General features: G+C 75.8%; 15 protein-coding genes. 10 read left to right on the forward strand and 5 right to left on the reverse strand.

Features of this window, described 5'->3' with window-relative positions; translation table 11 throughout:
- Positions 1 to 63: 63 nt before the first annotated feature.
- From AB4039_RS29920 to AB4039_RS29930, 3 genes are all read left to right on the forward strand, one after another.
- Complete coding sequence (locus tag AB4039_RS29920) at positions 64 to 705, forward strand: hypothetical protein (RefSeq protein WP_266836593.1); 642 nt, start codon at positions 64 to 66, stop codon at positions 703 to 705.
- A 108-nt stretch (positions 706 to 813) separates the two neighbouring features.
- On the forward strand, positions 814 to 1,326 hold the full coding sequence (locus AB4039_RS29925; RefSeq protein ID WP_266836595.1) for a mycothiol transferase: 513 nt from the start codon (positions 814 to 816) through the stop codon (positions 1,324 to 1,326).
- Between the two features lie 28 nt (positions 1,327 to 1,354).
- Positions 1,355 to 2,062, forward strand: coding sequence for a DUF6882 domain-containing protein (locus AB4039_RS29930; protein ID WP_266836597.1), 708 nt, complete (start codon positions 1,355 to 1,357; stop codon positions 2,060 to 2,062).
- A gap of 33 nt (positions 2,063 to 2,095) precedes the next feature.
- Here AB4039_RS29930 and AB4039_RS29935 read toward each other — a convergent pair whose 3' ends face one another.
- Genes AB4039_RS29935 through AB4039_RS29945 form a run of 3 tightly spaced genes read right to left on the reverse strand, consistent with a single transcriptional unit; the run spans position 2,096 to position 4,823 of the window.
- Positions 2,096 to 2,917 carry a hypothetical protein gene (locus AB4039_RS29935; RefSeq protein ID WP_266836599.1) on the reverse strand — a complete coding sequence of 274 codons (822 nt, stop codon included), beginning with the start codon at positions 2,915 to 2,917 and terminating at the stop codon, positions 2,096 to 2,098.
- Positions 2,914 to 3,570, reverse strand: a complete 657-nt coding sequence (locus AB4039_RS29940; RefSeq protein WP_266836601.1) for a response regulator transcription factor — start codon at positions 3,568 to 3,570, stop codon at positions 2,914 to 2,916. The genes AB4039_RS29935 and AB4039_RS29940 overlap by 4 nt, the downstream gene beginning before the upstream one ends.
- On the reverse strand, positions 3,558 to 4,823 hold the full coding sequence (locus tag AB4039_RS29945) for a histidine kinase (protein ID WP_266836603.1): 1,266 nt from the start codon (positions 4,821 to 4,823) through the stop codon (positions 3,558 to 3,560). The genes AB4039_RS29940 and AB4039_RS29945 overlap by 13 nt, the downstream gene beginning before the upstream one ends.
- A 176-nt stretch (positions 4,824 to 4,999) precedes the next feature.
- Between AB4039_RS29945 and AB4039_RS29950 the strand changes: the two genes are divergently transcribed.
- Positions 5,000 to 5,395: a hypothetical protein gene (locus AB4039_RS29950; RefSeq protein ID WP_266836605.1), complete on the forward strand. Its 396-nt coding sequence runs from the start codon at positions 5,000 to 5,002 to the stop codon at positions 5,393 to 5,395.
- Between the two features lie 53 nt (positions 5,396 to 5,448).
- Here the strand turns inward: AB4039_RS29950 and AB4039_RS29955 are convergent, their stop codons facing one another.
- Entirely contained in the window at positions 5,449 to 5,859 is a 411-nt protein-coding gene (locus AB4039_RS29955) for an organic hydroperoxide resistance protein (RefSeq protein ID WP_266836607.1), read from the reverse strand.
- Positions 5,860 to 5,979: 120 nt separating this feature from the next.
- On the opposite strand from AB4039_RS29955, the gene AB4039_RS29960 reads away from it, so the two are divergent.
- Positions 5,980 to 6,453: a MarR family transcriptional regulator gene (locus AB4039_RS29960; protein ID WP_266836609.1), complete on the forward strand. Its 474-nt coding sequence runs from the start codon at positions 5,980 to 5,982 to the stop codon at positions 6,451 to 6,453.
- A gap of 13 nt (positions 6,454 to 6,466) precedes the next feature.
- Here the strand turns inward: AB4039_RS29960 and AB4039_RS29965 are convergent, their stop codons facing one another.
- The gene (locus tag AB4039_RS29965; RefSeq protein WP_266836611.1) at positions 6,467 to 6,907 is read right to left on the reverse strand and encodes a MarR family transcriptional regulator; all 441 of its coding nucleotides are present in this window, start codon (positions 6,905 to 6,907) and stop codon (positions 6,467 to 6,469) included.
- A 139-nt stretch (positions 6,908 to 7,046) separates the two neighbouring features.
- Here AB4039_RS29965 and AB4039_RS29970 point away from each other — a divergent pair, with 139 nt between their 5' ends.
- From AB4039_RS29970 to AB4039_RS29990, 5 genes are all read left to right on the forward strand, one after another.
- Positions 7,047 to 8,591 (forward strand): MFS transporter, encoded by a 1,545-nt coding sequence (locus AB4039_RS29970; protein ID WP_442272261.1) that lies wholly within the window; start codon positions 7,047 to 7,049, stop codon positions 8,589 to 8,591.
- A 206-nt stretch (positions 8,592 to 8,797) separates the two neighbouring features.
- Complete coding sequence (locus AB4039_RS29975) at positions 8,798 to 9,655, forward strand: DUF4132 domain-containing protein (protein ID WP_266836615.1); 858 nt, start codon at positions 8,798 to 8,800, stop codon at positions 9,653 to 9,655.
- Positions 9,652 to 14,634: a DNA-binding protein gene (locus AB4039_RS29980; RefSeq protein ID WP_442272262.1), complete on the forward strand. Its 4,983-nt coding sequence runs from the start codon at positions 9,652 to 9,654 to the stop codon at positions 14,632 to 14,634. Before AB4039_RS29975 ends, AB4039_RS29980 begins: the two co-directional genes overlap by 4 nt.
- Before the next feature lie 155 nt (positions 14,635 to 14,789).
- Positions 14,790 to 15,944, forward strand: coding sequence for an ATP-binding protein (locus AB4039_RS29985; RefSeq protein ID WP_266836619.1), 1,155 nt, complete (start codon positions 14,790 to 14,792; stop codon positions 15,942 to 15,944).
- Positions 15,941 to 18,404 (forward strand): DUF5682 family protein (locus tag AB4039_RS29990; protein WP_442272263.1); only part of this gene is annotated, 2,464 nt, incomplete at its 3' end. The genes AB4039_RS29985 and AB4039_RS29990, both read left to right, overlap by 4 nt.

Raw genomic sequence — 18,404 nt, forward strand, 5'->3', positions numbered from 1 at the left:
CCCTCGCCCCCGCATCCCCCATCCCCTCATCCCGTTGCCTCCTCACCTCCCGCCTGGAGCACCATGACCACGCGCCCGCGCCCCCTCCCGTTCCCCGCCGTCCTCGGACTGGCCCTGCTGCTGCCCGTGCAGGCCGTCGCCCTGGCCGGCGCCGCGCACGCCCACGGGGACACCCTCAAAGTGGTGATCACCGGTCAACAGGCCGGGCGGGTCACCGCCGACGTCACCTGGGAGAACGACGGCGACGCCGTCGAGGAGGCCGTCGCGGCCACCGTGAACGCGGTCAGTGCCGACGGGGCCCGTACGGCGGGACCCTGGCGGCTGGTCCGCGGCACCGGCGGGGCCGCGACGTGGACGACGGCCGAGGCGCTGCCGCCCGGCACGTGGACGGTGACCGTCGACGCGGGCTTCCCCTCCCTGGGACACGCGCAGCAGGAGGTGGCCGTCCCGGTGGTGGACCCGGCCCCGCCCACCGCCTCCGCCTCCCCCTCCGGCGCCCCGGCGACCACGCCCCCGCCGGCTCCCCCGGCCTCAGCCACCCCGGCCGGCGCCCCGAGCGCCTCCCCCGCCACCTCCCCCGCCACCTCCCCCGCCTCCGACACCGGCGCCGCCGGCTGGTGGACCACCGCCGGGGTGGCCGGGATAGCCCTGGTCGGCGCAGCCGCCGGCATCCTGCTGCGCCGCAGGCGGCTGCGGCGGCCCTGACGGAGTGTCGCCCCGCGCCGTCGCGCCGCGGACCGGCATGGTGGTCCCGGCAGTGACCGGCGGTGACCGGCGGTCCGGCGGATGTGGCGGATGTGGCGGGAGAGGGCGATGAAGGGCACCGAGGTACTCGTGGACGGCTTCGCACGCGTCCGGGAAGTGGTCCACGAGGTGGTCGACGGGCTCTCGGCCGAGGAACTCAACGCCCGGACCGACCCGGCGGCGAACTCGATCGCCTGGCTCGTCTGGCACCTGACGCGGGTGCAGGACGACCACGTGGCCGACGCCGCCGGGCTGGCCCAGGTGTGGCGGGAGCAGGGCTGGGCCGACCGCTTCGGCCTGCGGCTGCCCGTCGGGGCCACCGGGTACGGGCACACCGCGCAACAGGCCGCGGCGGTCCGCGTGGACGAGTTCGCGCTGCTGCTGGGCTACTTCGACGCCGTGCACGAGCAGACCCTGCGGTTCGTGCACGGCCTCGCGGCGGCCGACCTCGACCGGGTGGTCGACGAACGCTGGGACCCGCCGGTCACCCTGGGCGTGCGCCTGGTCAGCGTGCTGGCGGACGACCTCCAGCACGCGGGCCAGGCCGCCTTCGTCCGGGGCGCCCTGGAGCGGCTGGAGTAGCGCGCGGGCGGGCTTAGGGTGGTGGCCCGTGACGACATCTGTGAACTCCCGTTTCGGCGACGCCTTCCTGTTCGAAGCCGAACGCCACGCCGCCTGGGGCGCGGCGCAGCTCCAGGCCCTGACGGCCTTCGTACCCGCGGGCGACTGGACCGCCGACCTCGACGCCTGCCTCTACCGCCAGGGCGGCCTCGACCTGCGCGTGTCCGTACTGGGCACCTACGACCTCTCCCGGGGCTCCTGGATGTGGGGCTGGGCCAACCCGGGGCTGCAGGGTACTCCCGTGGTCGCGCTCGCCGGGCGCGCCGGGGAGTACGGGAGGGCGTACGGGATGGCCGAGTTCGCGCAGGAGACGCTGGACCTGTCGGGCTTCGCCGACCCGCGCCGGGCCGCGGAGACCCTCGCCTTCGCCGCGATGGGGGTGACCGGCGCACCGGGTTACCTCAGTGTGCAGGCCGGTCCGGACACGCAGCTGTACCTGCTCGCCGACGACGCACGGGTGCCGCGCCCCGTCTTCGACTCCAAGGCGCTCCCGGGGGCGCTCACCTCGGCGATGGGCCTGATCGGCCACTCCCCGTACGCCATGGCGGCGGGCTACTTCGAGCACTACGGCCTGCCCCAGCACCAGGAGCCCGGCCGCATCACGGCCACCCTGCCCGGGAACCTGGGAGCCGAGGTCACCTTCGACGAACTGGGCCGCATCGCGAACATCCGCGTGACCCTCGCCGGCCACCACTGACCCGCGCCCGGTCCGCGGGCCCCGGCCGCCCGTTCAGTCGGACGGGGGCCGGTGGCCCGCCGTGGCGGTGCCGGAGTCCGCGGAGAGGTCCAGGGTGCGCGGGGCCGACGGGTCGCGGAGGGTGTCGTCCACCTCGCAGCGACCCCAGCCCACGTGGCTCGTGACGTGGTAGCGGGTGGCCGTGGGGAGGGTGAGGTCGAGTCGGCCCGAGCCGGCGCGGGCGGTGATGCGGTCCGGCGGGGTCACGAAGCGGACGTCCGCCCGGCCGGCGCCCGCGCGGACGTCGACCTGCCGCGAGGCGAGGCCGACGGCGTGGAGGCTGCCTGAATCGACGTTGGCCCGCAGGGGACCGCGCAGCCCGGACAGGGCCATCGAGCCGGACTGCACGTCCGCGTCGACGGTGCCTTCCAGGCCGCTGACGCTGATCCGTCCGGAGGTCCCGGACACCTTGACCGGAACTCCGGTGGGCACGGTCACGGCCAGCCGGACGGAGCAGCCGGCTTCGTCGGCCACCGCGACGGTGTCGCCGGGGCAGCGCGGGGTCAGCTTCAGGGTGTCGCCGAGCCAGCTCTCGTCGATCACCGGTGGCCCGAACGACCAGCGGACGTCGGCACGGTAGCCGATCTCCTGGTCGCCGCGCGGGGTGACGTCCACGTTCGCCGCACCGGCGACGATCTCGACGGCGGTCACCCTCCGTCCGGCGCTGTCGCCCTCCAGGACGCCGGTGTGGCCGCCGGCCTTCCCCCACACCTGCCGGCCGGCCGGGAGGAGGACGAGGACGGCGCCGAGGACGGCGGCGCAGTACCAGGCGCGACGGTGCCCGCGCCCGGCGGCGACGGGTGCGGGGTGGGTCACGGGGTGCCGTCCAGGAAGCGCAGCACGGCGAGGACCCGGCGGTGGGCTTCGGCGGCCGGGGGCAGGTCGAGCTTGGCGAAGATGCTGTTGATGTGTTTGGCCACGGCGCTCTCGCTGACGACGAGTCCGTCGGCGATCGCCGCGTTGGAGCGGCCCTCGGCCATCAGCGCGAGCACCTCGCGCTCGCGCGGGGTCAGGCGTTCCAGCGGATCGGGCCCGCCGCCGCGGCGCAGCAGGAGCTGGGCGACGACCTGGGGGTCGAGGGCGGTGCCGCCGCCCGCGACGCGGCGCAGGGCGTCGATGAACTCCTCGACGTCGGCGACGCGTTGCTTGAGGAGGTAGCCGATGCCCGCGCCGCTCTGGGAGGACAGCAGGTCGGCGGCGTAGCGCTCCTCCACGTACTGGGACAGCAGCAGCACGGCCGTGCCGGGGCTCTGGCTGCGGATCACGAGGGCCGCCCGGACGCCCTCGTCGGTGAATCCGGGCGGCATGCGCACGTCCACGAGGGCGAGTTCGGGGCGGTGCTCCTCGACCGCGGCGAGCAGCCCTTCGGCGTCGCCGGTCTCCGCGCACACCTCGAACCCGGCCATTTCGAGGACTTTGACAAGACCTATGCGCAGGAGGACGGAGTCCTCGGCGATCACAGCCCGCACGGCAGCTCCACAGTGACGACGCTCGGGCCCCCGAGGGGGCTGTTGATCAATATCGTTCCGTCGACCGACCCTACGCGTTTGCGCAGGCCGACCAGGCCGGATCCGCCCGCCGGGTCCGCGCCGCCGACGCCGTCGTCGGTGACGACGATGCGCAGCAGGTCCCCGCGGTCCCCGGCGATGCGGGCGATCGAGACCGAACAGCGCCGGGCCCGGGCGTGCTTGGCCACGTTGGCGAGGGTCTCGGAGACCACGAAGTAGGCGACGGCCTCGATGGTGGGGCCCGGCCGGACGGGGATGTCCACGGTGAGTTCGACGGGCAGCGGCGCCCGGGCGGCGATGCCGGAGAGCGCGGCGTCCAGCCCGCGGTCTTCGAGGACGGCCGGGTGCAGGCCGCGCACGAGGTTGCTGAGCTCCTCGATGGCCTCCTTGGCCTCCCGGTGGGCCTCGTCGATGACGGCCTTGGCCTCGGGCGGCAGGTCGGGGAGGGTGGCGCGGGCGATGCCGAGGTTCATGGCGAGGGAGACCAGCCGCTGTTGGGCGCCGTCGTGCAGGTCCCGTTCGATGCGGCGGCGTTCGAGGTCGGCCGCGTCCAGGACCCCGGCCCGGCTCTCGGCGAGGTCCTCGACGCGCCGCTCCAGTTCGCGGGCCCGGTTGGGGCCGAGGAGGGCGGCCGCGGCGACGGAGTCCAGCCGGGTCAGGGCGGCGGCCGCCCAGGGGACGGCGAGCAGCAGCAGCGCGCCGAGCACGGTGATCGTGTCGTACTGGTTCTGCCAGCCGGTGGGCGGCCCGAACGGTTCCCTGGGCAGCATCCAGGCCCAGGCGTACACGCTCGCGGCGGCGGCGCCGACCGCCCAGCCGAGCACGAGGAGCGCGGCTCCGGTGGCGACGAGCGGGCTGACCACGAGGTGGTAGCCGTACTGCCGCCAGGTCGATTCGGCGCGCAGCCGCTCGGTGAGCCCGCGGAGGGTCCTCCAGGGGTGTTCCCGGACGACCGGCGGTATGTCCAGGCCGAGCAGGGAACGGAAGCGGCTGCGCTGGACCGCGGTCAGGAGCGGGGAGCCCACGACGGCGAGCAGCAGCGGGTAGGGGGTGTGGCCGGGGGCCGCGACGAGCAGCACGCTCGCGAGGACGAGCGGCAGGGTGGGCGCGATCGCCGCCGCGTTGAAGGCGGTGTTGCGCCAGGCCCACGCCGACCAGGGGGTGTGCGCGGCGATCCACGTGTACGTACGCCCCAGGGCGCCGCGGGTTGTCATGTCCGTACGGTAATCGCGGTGATCATCGGCCCACCACCACCCTGGTGCCCGGTGGGGGGTGTACCTGGCACCACCCCCGGTTCGGACGGTGGAGCTACTGATCTTCGCGGCGCGCGGAACGAGAGTGGTGGTGTGCCCGGCGGACGGTCCGGCGGGCCGGAAGGAGACCCGCAGCCATGGCCCTCGCCGCCCCCCTGTTCCGGACCCGGCGCGCCCCCCGCCTGTCGACGGTGCTCACGGGTGCGGGGGTGGCGCTGCTGCCGTGGATGGTGGTGCTGGCCACGACGGTGCCGGCGACGGCCGAGGTGTCCCACTGGTCGGCCGCGTGGATCGGCTTCGACGTGATGCTGGCCGTCGGGCTGGCCGGGACGGGGGCGCTGCTGCGCAAGGGGGACCCGAGGGTGTCGCCGGTGGCGGCGGCCACCGCCGCGCTGCTCGTGATGGACGCCTGGTTCGACGTTGCCACCTCGGCGGGCACGAGCGGTCAGGGCATGGCGCTCGTGCTGGCGCTCGCGGCGGAGCTGCCGATGGCGGGGATGTGCGCGGTGGTGGCCGCCCGGCGCGCGTCCTGAGAGGACGCCCGCCCGGGCCACGGGGTCCGGGCGCGGGAGGCCCGGTGCCGGTCCTACTCGACGACGAGCTCGACCGGGATGTTGCCGCGGGTGGCCTTGGAGTAGGGGCACACCTCGTGGGCCTGCTTGACCAGCAGGGTGCCGGTCTCACCCGCGAGGGACTCGGGGAGCTCGACGCGCAGGGTCACGGCGAGGCCGAAGCCGCCGGCGTCCTGGCCGATGGAGGTCTCCGCGGTCACGGAGATGTCGCCGGTGTCGACCTTCATCTGACGGCCGACGAGGCCGAGCGCGCTGGCGAAGCAGGCCGCGTAGCCGGCGGAGAAGAGCTGCTCGGGGTTGGTGCCCTGGCCGTTGCCGCCGAGCGCCGGGGGCATGGCGAGGGCGAGGTCGATCTGGCCGTCGGAGCTGACGGCGCGGCCCTCGCGGCCGTTGGCGGTGGCGACAGCGGTGTACAGCGCGTCCATCGGGAGGTCCTTTCAGAGGGGGTGGGGCGGTTCGTGGCCGCCCCTGACCACAAATAGAGCACACAATTCAGTTGTGCACAACTCAATTGCTCGCGAGTGCGCTCCGGTAGACTGGCGCGCATGACCGAGCAGCCCGCAGCCGCCCTCCGCGACCAGGACTTCCTCCGCCTCGACGGGCAGATCTGCTTCGCCCTGGGCGCCGCGAACCGGGCCTTCGGGGGTCTCTACCGGGTGGTCCTGAAGGACCTGGGCCTGACCTACCCCCAGTACCTCGTGATGCTGGTGCTGTGGGAGAACGGCACGACCCCGGTCAAGGAGCTGGGCCGGCGCCTGCGGCTCGACTCCGGCACGCTCTCCCCTCTCCTCAAGCGACTGGAGGCGGCCGGTCTGGTCCGGCGCGAGCGCAGCGTGCGGGACGAACGATCGGTGCACGCGGTCCTCACCGACGAGGGCACCGCGCTGCGCGAGCGCGCGGTGGAGGTCCCGCGCCGGATCGCGGCGGCCACCGGCTTCGAGCTGGCCGAGATCCGCGAGCTCCAGGTACGCCTGGCCCGCCTCACGGCAGCGCTCGACGCCGCCGCCCCGCAGGACTGAGGGCGGCGGAGCGTCAGGCGCTGCGCTCCATGGCGGGGCGCAGGCGTTCCAGCAGGGCGTAGAGCGTCGCCCCCTCGGCCGCGTCCAGGGTGTCCAGCGCGCCGTGCGTGGCCTGCATCTCCTCGCGCACCCGGCGGATGGTCTCGCGCCCCTCGTCGGTCGCGACGACGTTCTTGACCCGCCGGTCGGCGGCGGAGGCCTCGCGCCGGACCAGGCCGCGCGCCTCCAGCCGGTCCACGATCCCGGTGACGTTCGAGGCGTCGCAGGCCAGGAGGGTCGCGAGGCCGCGCATCGGGACCGGGCCCTCCAACTGGGCCAGGACCTTCGCCTGCGTGGAGGTCAGTCCGTACCGGCCGGCCGCCGCGGCGAAGTCCCGCCACTGCGCGGTGCCGATGGCGGCGAGCAGTTCGAGGAGTTCCAGCTTGCCGGGGGCGTGGGGGGCGGTGGCGCTCATACCCACGGAGCGTACGCCAGGATCGTTGACATTATCAACCTTTTACTTGACCACCTTAACTATTGCTGGCTACCTTCATCCAAGTACTTGATGACATCAAACATCTGCGTCCTGAAGCAGTAAGAAGGTCTTGCCAGTCATGAGCTCCGCCGCATCCGCCCCCGCCGAAGCGAGGAACAGGAACGAGACGGTCATCGTCTTCGCCCTGAGCCTCGCCGCCATGGTCGTGTCGATGATGCAGACCCTGCCCGTACCGATCCTGGGCCTGATCCGCAACGACCTCGGCACGTCCACCGCCAACGTCAGCTGGGTGACCACCGCCACCCTGCTGTCCGCCGCCGTCTTCACCCCGCTGCTCGGCCGCTTCGGCGACCAGCACGGCAAGAAGCCCACCCTGGTGGCCGTCCTCGGCGTCATGGTCGCGGGCTCCGTGGTGGCCGCGCTGGCGACCTCGCTGCCGCTGCTGATCCTGGGCCGGGTGCTCCAGGGCGCCGCCACCGCGATCTTCCCGCTGGCCCTGTCCGTCCTGCGCGAGGAGGTCCGCCCGCAGAAGCTGCCCGGCGCGATGGCCCTGGTCAGCGGCACCCTGGCGTTCGGCAGCGGCCTGGCGCTCGTCGCGACCGGCCTGCTGACCTCCGGTGCCGACGCCGACTACCGCAACGCCTTCTGGATGGCGACCGGCTTCGCCGCGCTGGCCCTGCTGGCCGTCGTCTTCCTGGTCCCGGCCACCCGCCACAAGACCGGCGGGCGCACCGACTTCCTGGGCGCGCTGACCCTGGGCATCGCCCTGCTGCTCCTCCTGCTCCCGATCTCGCAGGGCCACGAGTGGGGCTGGTCCTCCGCCCGTACGCTGGGCAGCTTCACCGGCGCCGCCGTGATGACCGCCGTCTGGGTCCTGGTGGAGCGCAAGGTGCGCGAACCCCTCGTCGACATGAAGATGTTCGTCCACCGTCCGGTGCTCATGGCCAACCTGGCCGGCATCCTCGTCGGCTTCGGCATGTTCGCGAACTTCCTGGGCGTCTCCTACCTCGTCCAGATGCCCGAGAAGCTCACCGGCTACGGCTTCGACGCCTCCATCCTGCGCGCTTCCGTCGAGTTCCTGCTGCCCGGCGCGATCGTCTCGCTGCTCGCCTCCCCCGTCGGCGGCCAGCTGGTCCGCCACCGCGGTCCGCGCGTCGCACTCGGCCTCGCCGCCGCCCTCGGTGCCTTCGGGTTCGGCTGGCTGGCCCTCGGCCACGGCCACACCTTCTCGGTCATCGGCGCGGGCCTGGTCGTCGGCGCGGCCGTGAGCTTCGGCTACGCCGCCATGCCCGCCGTGATCATGTCGAGCGTCCCGCACCACCAGAGCGGCATCGCCAACGGCATCAACTCGATCTCCCGCTCCACGGGCAGCGCGATCGGCAGCGCCATCGTCACCACGATCCTGGCGTCCAAGACGATCGAGCACCTCCCGGCGGGCGTTCCGGCGCTGCCGGCCGAGTCCGGGTTCACCCTCACCTTCTGGATCGGGGCCGGCGCCTTCGCGCTGGTCGCCGTGATCAGCTGGCTCGGCCTGCGTTCCGGCCACGGGCCCCGGGTGTCCGCGACGGCCTCCCCGGCCGCCGCCCCCGCGGCCGCGGAGGCCCCGGAGAAGGACGCGGAGAAGGTCTCGGCGAAGCTCTCGGACACCGCCGACGCCGTCTGATCCCCCGCCACCTCCCGCACGCAGCCCCCCGGTCCACGGACCGGGGGGCTGTGTCGCGTCCGCACTCCGCAGGCTTCGGGCAGCCCTGCGGACGGTGTTGTCAGTGGGGCTCGCTAGTCTCCCGACATACCGCAGCTCAGCAGGCGTTGGCGCCTCGCATCGGGCTGCGCAAGACCATTTTCGGACAGGCGGAGGGGCACGGGCTGATGTCTTGGCTGGCGTTGGACGAGGGGTACGAGATCGCCCTCGTGGAGGGGCGGGTCGCGGTGCGGCGGCCCGCGGGGCGGCAGTTGAAGACGGTCCCGAAGGCGTTGCGCGACCATCCCGAGGTGGACCGGCTGCGCCGGCTCGCCGAGTGGCTCGACCGCCACGAGGCCTCCTGCGCCGCCCAGGTGGACACCTGGATGGTGTCCTCCCTGCCGGTGCCGACCGCCCTCCTCGCCCGGGTGTGGCCCGACGAGGCCTGGCAGGCCGCGCTGCGCGACCTGGCCGTCGTCCCCGACAGCGACCCCGACGAGGTGGGCTTCCTGCGCGACGCCACCGCCGAGGGCGAGCTCAAGGTGGTCAACCTCGACGGCGAGACCGTACGCCTGCGCCCGCTCACGGTGACCCTGCCGCACCCGGTGCTGCTGCCCGACCTGGACGACGTACGGGAGTTCGCGGCGGAACTGGACATCACCCAGCGGGTCGAGCAGATCCACCGGGCGACCTGGACGAAGCCCGCGGACCTCTCCCCCGCCGCCACCGAGGTACGGGACTACGCGGGCGGCACCTTCCCCTCCCGCTTCAGCCTCGCCGCCCGCGCCACCGGCCTCGGCTACCGGGTCGCCGGCGGCTACGCGACCTGCAAGGTGCGCGACTCGGGCCGGGCGGTGGAGGCGGCCGTCTGGATCGGCGAGCCCTACTGGGAGGACGAGTCGGAGACCGGCCCGCTGAGCTGGCACGACGAGGAGGGCCGGGCCGTACGGCTCGGCGAGGTCGGACCGGTGGCCTGGTCCGAGGGGATGCGGATGGCCGCGGCGCTGTACGCCGGGCGCAAGATCGAGGAGGGCGGGGACGCATGAGCACCACCGACACCATAAGCACCACTGGGACCACCACTGGCACCACCGCGGGCGCCGAGGGCGGCGAGGGTGCGAGCGCCGCGCTGCTGGCCGCCGGAGCCGTCCTGCCCGTCGGCACCACCGGTGCCGGGCCCGCCGCCGTCCCGCTGACCGCCCGGACCTACCGTCACCCCGCGCTCGGGGACGACCGGGTCGTCGTCCGGCTCGCCGCCGCCGAGCTGGGCGCCGCCGAGGACCTCGCCGCCGGCTTCCTCGGCCTCGTGCCGCAGGGCGAGCCGCCCGTCGTCGGTCTCGGCCGGCGCCAGGCGCTCGGCTTCCCCGAATGGGTGCTGGTGCACCACCCCGAGGACGGCCACCACGCGCTCGCCGTGGTCCCCGAGCTGGACCGGCTCGCGCGGCAGGCCAAGACCAAGCCCAAGGCCGCCCTGGACGCCTGCCACGAGCTCGCCGACCGGCTCGCCCTCGCCGTCCCGCACTTSCTGCCCGTCTTCTACGAGCAGGCCGCGCGCGTCTTCCTCGGCGTCGAGAACACCACGTACGCCGCCCAGCTGTTCGGCCGCGCCCGGACCAGCGAGGCCGGCTACGGCCTGACCGTCGACGAGGACCGCCTCGACGCCGTCTTCCTCGAATTCGCCCTGGCCGGCGCCCTGCCGGTGAAGGTCCTCACCGGATACGGCAAGGAGCTCTCGGCGCGGGTCTCCCCCGCCGAGGCCTTCGACCGCTTCCGCCGACTGTGCGTGCGCCGCACCGCGGGCGGGCTCCCGCCCTCGGCGCAGGCCACCACCGAGCTGCGCCGCCTCGCCCGCGCCGCCGGGCTGACCGGCGGCGAACCCGAGCAGGAGTACCTCGCCGAACTGCTGCCGCTCCCCGCCACCCTGCGGGCCGCGGCCGGCTGGTGGAAGTCCCACCGCACCGCGCTCGTCGCACTGGCCCGGCGCGTGCCCTCGGTCCGCGGAACCCTGCTCGGGATGATGCCCGGCAGCGGCGGCGGCGAGGCCGGCGAACTGGCGGCGCTGTGGCTGGAGGTGCTGGAGGAATCGGGCGCCACCGCCGGACTCGCCGACGGCACCCTGCCCGAGGCCGAGCGTTGCCCCGACGGCACGGCCGGCTGGCTGGAGCGCTTCCACACGGCCCGCCACGCGGGCTGGGGCTTCCCGCCGACGCTGCCCGCCCTCCTCTCGCTCGTCACGCGCTGCGCCGACCGGCTGCGCACCGAACTCGCCCTGCCGGGACGCGAGAACGGCCTGCGCCTGGCCCTCCAGGACGTCAACCTCATCGACCTCCTGCTCTCCCTCGGCCTGCCGGTCGCCGATCCCGGCAACGCCTGGCAGGGCTTCATGGGCCTGGACCAGTGGGCCCAGTCCCCCGACCCGCGCGACCTCAGCGCGCTGTGCGCCGACGAACGGCTGCGGCCCGCCTTCCTGCGCACCCTGGACCGCTACAACGGCAACGGATCCGGCGGTCGCGGAACCGTCCGGCGCCTGGCCGAATGCCCCGGCAGCCGCGCACTGCTCGCCGACTGGGTCCGCCAGGTGGCCGCGGCCTCCACGGCGGCCGCCCTGCCGGACCTGCCCGAGGCCATCCGGCAGCTGACCTGGCTCCCCGCGGAGGCGCTCGCGCTCGCCCCGCAGGAGGTCTCCCGGGCCGCCGCCGCCGACCTGGGCGAGATCCTCGCCCGCACCCTGCGCGGCGGCCTGTTCGAGGAACTCGTCTGGCCCGCCTGGGAAGAGGCCGTCACCGCGCTGTCGCCCGGGGGCAACCGGCGGCACCTGACCGTCATGGACGCCTGGCCGTACGTCATCGTCGCCAACTCCACGCAGGTGCGCGTCATCGACGCCGACTCCACCGTGCTGACGCACGACCTGCGGATCCCCGCCGCCGGTGGCCAACACCAGCTGGGCTTCCACTACACGGACGGCGACCTGCTGGTGTTCTGGGTCCCGTACAACGGCCCCGTGCAGGGCTACTGGCTCAGCTCCCCGGGCGACGTCCTGACCCTGGACTCCACCGCGAACTACTGGTCGGTGCGCTCCGAACACGTCACCCTGCCCCTGCCGGGCGGCGGCCGCGCCACGGGCGGCGGCGTCCTGCACCGCGGCGACAGCAAACTGCCCGTCGAGCGGCCGGTGATCAGCGACGGCACCTCGTACTGGGTCTGGGAGCGCGGCGCGGCGCAGGGCGAGGCCGGCTGGGCCGAGTACGACCCCGCCACCGGGCTCCACGGGCGGCGCTCCCTGCCCGGCTTCCTCGCCGACGCCCTGCGCGACCACCCGCACGGCAGCACCCTGCCCGACAACTCCGGCCAGAACTGGCTGCGCCCCACCCCCACCGTCGAGGGCTCCGTGCTCGGCACTCCCGTGGACGGTCTGCTCGGCTGGCGCACCGTCCGCGTCCCGGGGCAGGGCTGGCACGGCTCCGACAACGCCGGACGGTCGGTGACCCTGGGCGAGGGCTCCCGGATCCCGCTCCACGCCGTGACCCTGCCCGGCGACGACCGGCCCCGCGCCGTGTCCTGCGACTGGCGGACGCTCACCCTCACCGATCCCGAGGGCGCGGCCGTCTCCCGGATCAGCGGAGACCACCACAGCGCGGCCTACTCCGCGCGCGGCGCGGAACTGCCCCCGCTGCCCTACTGGTACTGCCTGCGCGCCCGGGACCCCGAGGGTTCGGCGGCGCTGCGCGCGGTGGGCACGGCCACCGCCGGGGCCCTGCTCAAGACCGTCGCCGAGGCCGAGAAGGGCGCGGACGTGCCCGCTCTGGTGGGGGCCGCCCTGCCGGGCGTCACCGCGCCCGCGCTGCTCGGCGGCGTGACCGCGGCCGTCCGCGGCGCGCTGGTCCAGCAGCGGGCCCTGGCCAAGGTCTCGGACGACCTGGCCCGGGGCCCGGTGGCCCCGCGCACCGCCCGGGCGGACCGGGGCCCGGCCGACCACCTCCTGGACGACGCCCTGGACGGCCTGGTGGGCAACGGGTACTACCGCCACGGCGGGGAGAGCGACGCCACGTTCCGCTTCCTGCGGACGCTGGCCAAGGCGGCCGGCGACACCGCCGCGGAGGGGGTGCCCGGCCGGCTCCACCTCGACGTCCCGAAGTTGGCGCAGTCGGCGTTCCCGTGGACCGGGCCGTTCCTGGAGCAGCCCGCGGCCGTCGCCTACCGGATGGCGGTCGCCGGAGCCACCGACGAGCAGCGGGCGGCGCTGCGCCGGGTGCTCGGCGAGGTCGGCGCGCTGGCCGTGGACTCCGCCGAGGGCTGCGCCGCACGGTGGCGCCGGGTACGGGTCCGGCTGGACTCGGCCCGGCTGGTGGGCGCCGGCGGGCGGGCGCGCAACCCGCGCCACCGCTCCGTACTGCCGCTCGGCGGCGGCGCGCTGCTCGCCGTGACCGACCACGGCGAGGTGCTGCCCGACGGGCAGGAGTTCGACGGGCTGCTGCACGACCCGGCCGGCGCCTTCGCCGTACCGGCGCCCTACGCCCAGGTCGGGGCGGGCTCGACCGTCGGCGACCCGGACCGGGCGGCCGGCTGGCTGGCCGCGTTCCTCGACGAGGCCGACCGGCGGGGCCCGGCGCCGTGGTTCGCGTCCGCCGCCGAGGAGTTCGCCCGGCTGACCGGGGTGTCCGCCGCGCTGGCGGCGCTGGTGCTGGCGGGCCTGCCGCGGCTGGACTCGTACGAGCGCGCGTTCCTCCCCGCCGAGCTGCGCGCCGTCCTCGGGGTCAAGGCCACCGACGCCGCGCACGCCCGGGACGACCTGAAGGAACTCGGCTTCGACGTGCGGCGCGAGCTCGTCGCGGCGCTGCTGCCCGCCGACCCGGCCCGGCTGTGGACCGACGGCCCGGACGCGGCGGCCGCCGCGCGGGTGTGGAACCAGCGCGTGGGCCGCCGTACGCCGGTTCCCGAGTGGGTGCTCGCGGAGGCCTCGCGGGACGTGCGCACCTCCTGGCCGGCGCACCGGGCGCTGCCCGATCTCCTCGGGCCGGCGTCGTCCCCGGTGCTGTCCGCCGATGTCGAGTGGGCGGTCAGGGGGGACCACGTGGAACCCGTCGTCCCCGTCAGCCGGTGCTTCGACTCGTCCGCGCTGGGCGGGGCGACGGCCCTGACGGCCTGGCTGGCGCACCGGCTGCCCGCGGGGCACCCCGTACGGGCCTGCCTTCCGCCCGCGCTCACCGCGGTCCGGCAGCGGCTGGCGGCCCCCGGGCTGCTGCTGGCCGCCGGTCACTACACCTCGCTGACCGACTTCCGGACCGCGGCCGGCGCCCCGACCGAGACCGGCGAGGGGTACGAGCGCTACGGGGCGGTGGTCCTGGCCACCCAGGACGACCGGCCGCGGCCCGCGCTGCGCACGGCGCTGCTGGACTCCACCGGTTCGGACCCGTACCTGCCGCTGCTGCGCGGCGTCGACCAGCAGCCCTCGCCGGCCGAGACGGCGCTGCGGCTCGCCCACGACCCGGCGTTCGCGGCCCTGCTCGCCGATCCGGGCGCGCCGGTGGCGGGTGCGGTCGCCAAGGACGGCACCTGGTGGACCCAGGACCCGTGCCGCAGCGTGCCCGAGCTGGTGGCGGAGACGGAGGCCGCGTACGGGCTGGGCGCCGACGCCGCCGCCCTGTACCTGATGCTGCTCGCCATGCCCGACCCGACCGACCGCAACACGGCGCGGTGGACGGGCTGGAAGCCGGCCCGGATCAAGGCCGCGCGGGCCGAACTGGCCGCCACCGAGCTGGTGGTGCAGGCGGCCCGCACCCGGGCCGGACGCACCCTGTTCCTGCCCGGGGGCTGGGCCGAGCCCGGTTCGCCAGTGCTGCCGGTGGAGCAGTGGAAGCTGTCGATGTACCCGGCGGCCCCGGGCGGCAGCCCCGTGCTGGGCGTGCTCGTGCCCACCGAGCCGGCCGCCGACCTCTACCGGCGGGCGTGGGGGCGGGTCCGGGAGGGCGACGTCCCGCGCTTCGAGCAGCTACGGGTGAAGCGCACGGCGGGCCGCCGCCGCTGATCCCGCCGGAGCGGGTGCGGGGGCGACCTGACGCGCCCCCGCGCCCGCTCCCCGGGCCCTGCCCCTCCCCGCACCCTGCCCCCCTCTTCACGCATTTCGCTCTCTTCACCCATTTCGTTCGAGGCTTTCCCCAGCCCAGAGGACCCGAGGAACCGATGACCGTCACCGAACAGCCCGCTCCCGCCCGGCAGGTCGTGCCCGCAGAGGAGCGGTACGCCGCCGAACTATCCTTCCTCGCCGCCCAGGACACCGGCCCCCGCCCGCCCGGCTGGGCACTGACCCCGCGCGCGGTCGTGACCTTCGTGTGCGGCAGCGAGGGGACCGAGCTGGCCCTGCCCAAGCGGCGCGCCGGGCTGCCGTCCAAGCTGGTGATCGCGCCGAAGTTCGTCGGCGAACGCGCCCTGGTGGAACGGTGCGTGGTGACCCTGGCCGGAGAGCGCGGACTGCTGCTCACCGGCGAGCCGGGCACCGCCAAGTCGATGCTGTCCGAGCTGCTGTCCGCCGCCGTCTGCGGCACCAGCGCCCTGACCGTGCAGGGCACCGCTGGCACCACCGAGGACGCCTTCCGCTACGGCTGGAACTACGCGCTGCTCCTCGCCCAGGGCCCGACCCCGCAGGCCCTGGTCGACTCCCCGGTGCTCTCCGCGATGCGGACCGGGCGGGTGGCGCGGGTCGAGGAGATCACCCGCTGCCTGCCCGAGGTGCAGGACGCCCTGGTGTCGATCCTGTCCGACCGGCGCGTCAGCGTGCCGGAACTGACCGCCACCGAGGACTCCTCGGTCAGCGCGGCCCCCGGGTTCACGGTCATCGCCACCGCCAACCTCAGGGACCGGGGCGTCTCGGAGATGTCCGCCGCGCTCAAGCGCCGCTTCAACTTCGAGACGGTCGCGCCGATCGCGGACCCGGACGCCGAGGCCACCCTGGTCCGCCGCCAGGCCGTCGCCGCCGTGCAGCGCGCCGGGGCTGCCTTCGGGGTGGACGACTCCGTGCTCGACGCCCTCGTCACCGTCTTCCGGGACCTGCGCTCCGGGCGCAGCGCCGAGGGCTGGGACGTGGAGCGGCCCGGCACGGTCATGTCCACGGCCGAGGCCGTGCAGGTGGCGGCCTCGCTGGGGGTGGCGGCCGCGTACCTGCCGGGCGGCGACGTGCTGGACCTGCTGCCGGGACACCTGCTGGGTGTCGTGCGCAAGGACGACCCGGCCGACCACGGACGACTGCTGGGCTACTGGGACGGCCCCGTCCGCCGCCGGGCCGAGGACGGCTCGGCTATGTGGCGCCGGCTCTGGGACCTGCGCGGGAGCCTGCGTTGACGGTCACCGATCCGCGGGAGGCGCTGGCGGCGCTCGCCGCGTCGCGCGAACCCTACCTCCTGGGCGTACGCCACCACAGTCCCGCGCTCGCGGCGGTGGTCCCGGCCCTGCTGGAGGAGGCGGGGGCGGAGGTCGTCTGCGTGGAGCTCCCCGCCGAGTTCCAGCCGTGGCTGGCCCACCTGGCCGACCCGGAGACGGTCGCGCCGGTGGCCCTGGCCGGGCTGGGGCGGGAGGGTCGCCTGGCCTTCTACCCCTTCGCGGACTTCTCCCCCGAACTGGCGGCGCTCCGCTGGGCGCGGAGCCGGGGCGTGGAGGTGGTCTGCTGCGACCTCCCGCTCGCCGACCGGGGCTGGTCGGGTGACCCCGCTCCGACGGGTCCCGACTCTGCCGACGGGGCCGGGGCGGACCGGGGGGCCGCGGCCGGCGGATCCGCCGGGGCGGGGCCGACCCGGTTCGCCGACGGGCTCGTCGCGGCCGGGAGCGGGCGCGAGGGGGACGACCTGTGGGACCGGGCCGTCGAGGTGCTGGCCCCCGGGTGCACCCCGGAGGCCGTGCGCCGCGCCGCGCTCGGCGTCGGCTGGGCCCTGCGGACCGACGCGGGCGCCGTGCCCCCGGTGGACCTCGCCCGCGAGGCCCACATGCGGCGCGTGATCGCCGCCGCGGCCACCGGTGGCCGCCGGGTGGCCGCCGTGATCGGCGCCTTCCACGCCCCGGCCCTGACGGGGCGCCGCCCCGCGGCGGACGCCGCCGCGGAGGCCGTCGCGGAGGCCGTCGCGGAGGCCGTCGCGGAGGCCGTCGCGGAGGCGGGGCCGAAGGGTGATTCCGAGGAGGTCGTCACCTCGTTCGTGGCGTACTCCCACGACCTGCTCGACTCCCGCTCCGGATACCCCGCCGGCATCCGGGACCCGCTCTGGCAGCAGGCCGTGCTCGAAGCGGGCGGCGACCCCGAACGCCTGCGGGAGGCCGCCTCGATCGCCGTCACGCGCGTGTGCCGGGAGCTGCGCCGCGCCGGGCACACCGCCGGTACCGGGGAGGCCGCCGAGACCCTGCGGCTCGCCTGCGACCTGTCGGTGCTGCGCGGGCTGCCCGCGCCCGGCCGGGGGGAGATCCTGGAGGCCGTCCAGACGGTGCTCGGGCACGGCGAACCCCTCGGCCGGGGCCGGGCGCTGGCCCGCGCCCTGGAGGCCGTACTGGTGGGCACGGGCCGCGGCCGGACCACCCCGCACGCCCCGCGCTCCGGGCTCGGGCCCTCGGTGGAGGCGGAGCTGGCCGCGCTGCGGCTGCCGTCGCCCGAGGACCCGGCCGCCCGGGAGGTCCGCCTCGACCCGCTGCGTTCCGAGCTCGACGGGCGCCGCGAGGTGCTGCTGCAGCGGCTGCTGGTCTGCGGGGCCTCCTACGGCGAGCCCGTCGGCGTGGCCGCCACCGGCGACGGCACGGCCCTGGGGAGCAAGTGGCGGCTGTCCTGGACGCCGTCCGTCCCGGCCCGGCTGGACCTGGCGGGGGTCCGCGGCGTCACCGCCGCCCAGGCGGCCTCGGGGACGCTGCGCGAGCTGGCGCGCCGCGAGGCGGCCGAGGGCGGCCCGACGGCGGCGCAGGTGCTGACCGGGCTGGCCGCCGCCGCGCGCTGCGACCTGCCCGCGCTGGTCGACGTACGACTGGACGAGCTGGCGGCGGTCCTGCCGGAGAGTGCCGCGCCGGCGGAACTCCTGGACGCCGTCGACCTGTTGGAGGGGCTGCGCCGCGGCCACCTGCCCGGCGCCTCCGCCGGGGCCCGGGAGCGGTCCGCCGCTCTGGCCGGTGAACTCCTCGACGCGGCCGTACGGGCCCTGCCCGGCCTCGCCGGGAGCGACGACCCCGCCGACGCGGGCACCCTGGTGGCCCTCGCCGACCGGGCCGCCGTCCGCCGCCTGGGGCTGCGCATGGACGCCGCCCTGGCGGAACTGGCCTGCGGCGCGAGCCCGTTGATGCGGGGCGCGGCCCTGGCCGTACGGGTGCTGCTGGACCTGGACCCGGCGGCCGGGCTCGGCGAGCGCGCCGCCGCCTGGGTCGACGGCGCGGCGGGCCCCGACGGCCGGCGGGCCCTGGCCCGCCGGCTCACCGGCCTGCTCAGCGCCGCCGGACCGCTGCTGGACGCCTCTCCGGCAGCCCTGACCCCGCTGCTGGACCGGGTGGACGCCCTTTCCGACGAGGCGTTCCTGGAGCGGCTGCCCGCGCTGCGCGGCGGGTTCGACGTACTCGCGCCGGCGGCACGGGAGCGGCTGCTGGCGACCGTCACCGAGCGGCTCGGCGACCGGGTCGACCTGTCGCTGGACGCGCCGCCCGCGCTGCTCGCGCTGTGGGCCGCCGCCGACGCCGCCGGGCTCGCGGCGCTCAAGGGCCTTCCGGTACCGGCGCGTCCGGCGGACGCCGACGTCCCGGACGGCGGGGCGGACGGGGCGGAGAGGGCGGACGGGGCTGACG

Origin of the sequence: Streptomyces sp. M-16 (assembly GCF_052114405.1) — a bacterium.
Taxonomy (GTDB): Bacteria; Actinomycetota; Actinomycetes; order Streptomycetales; family Streptomycetaceae; genus Streptomyces.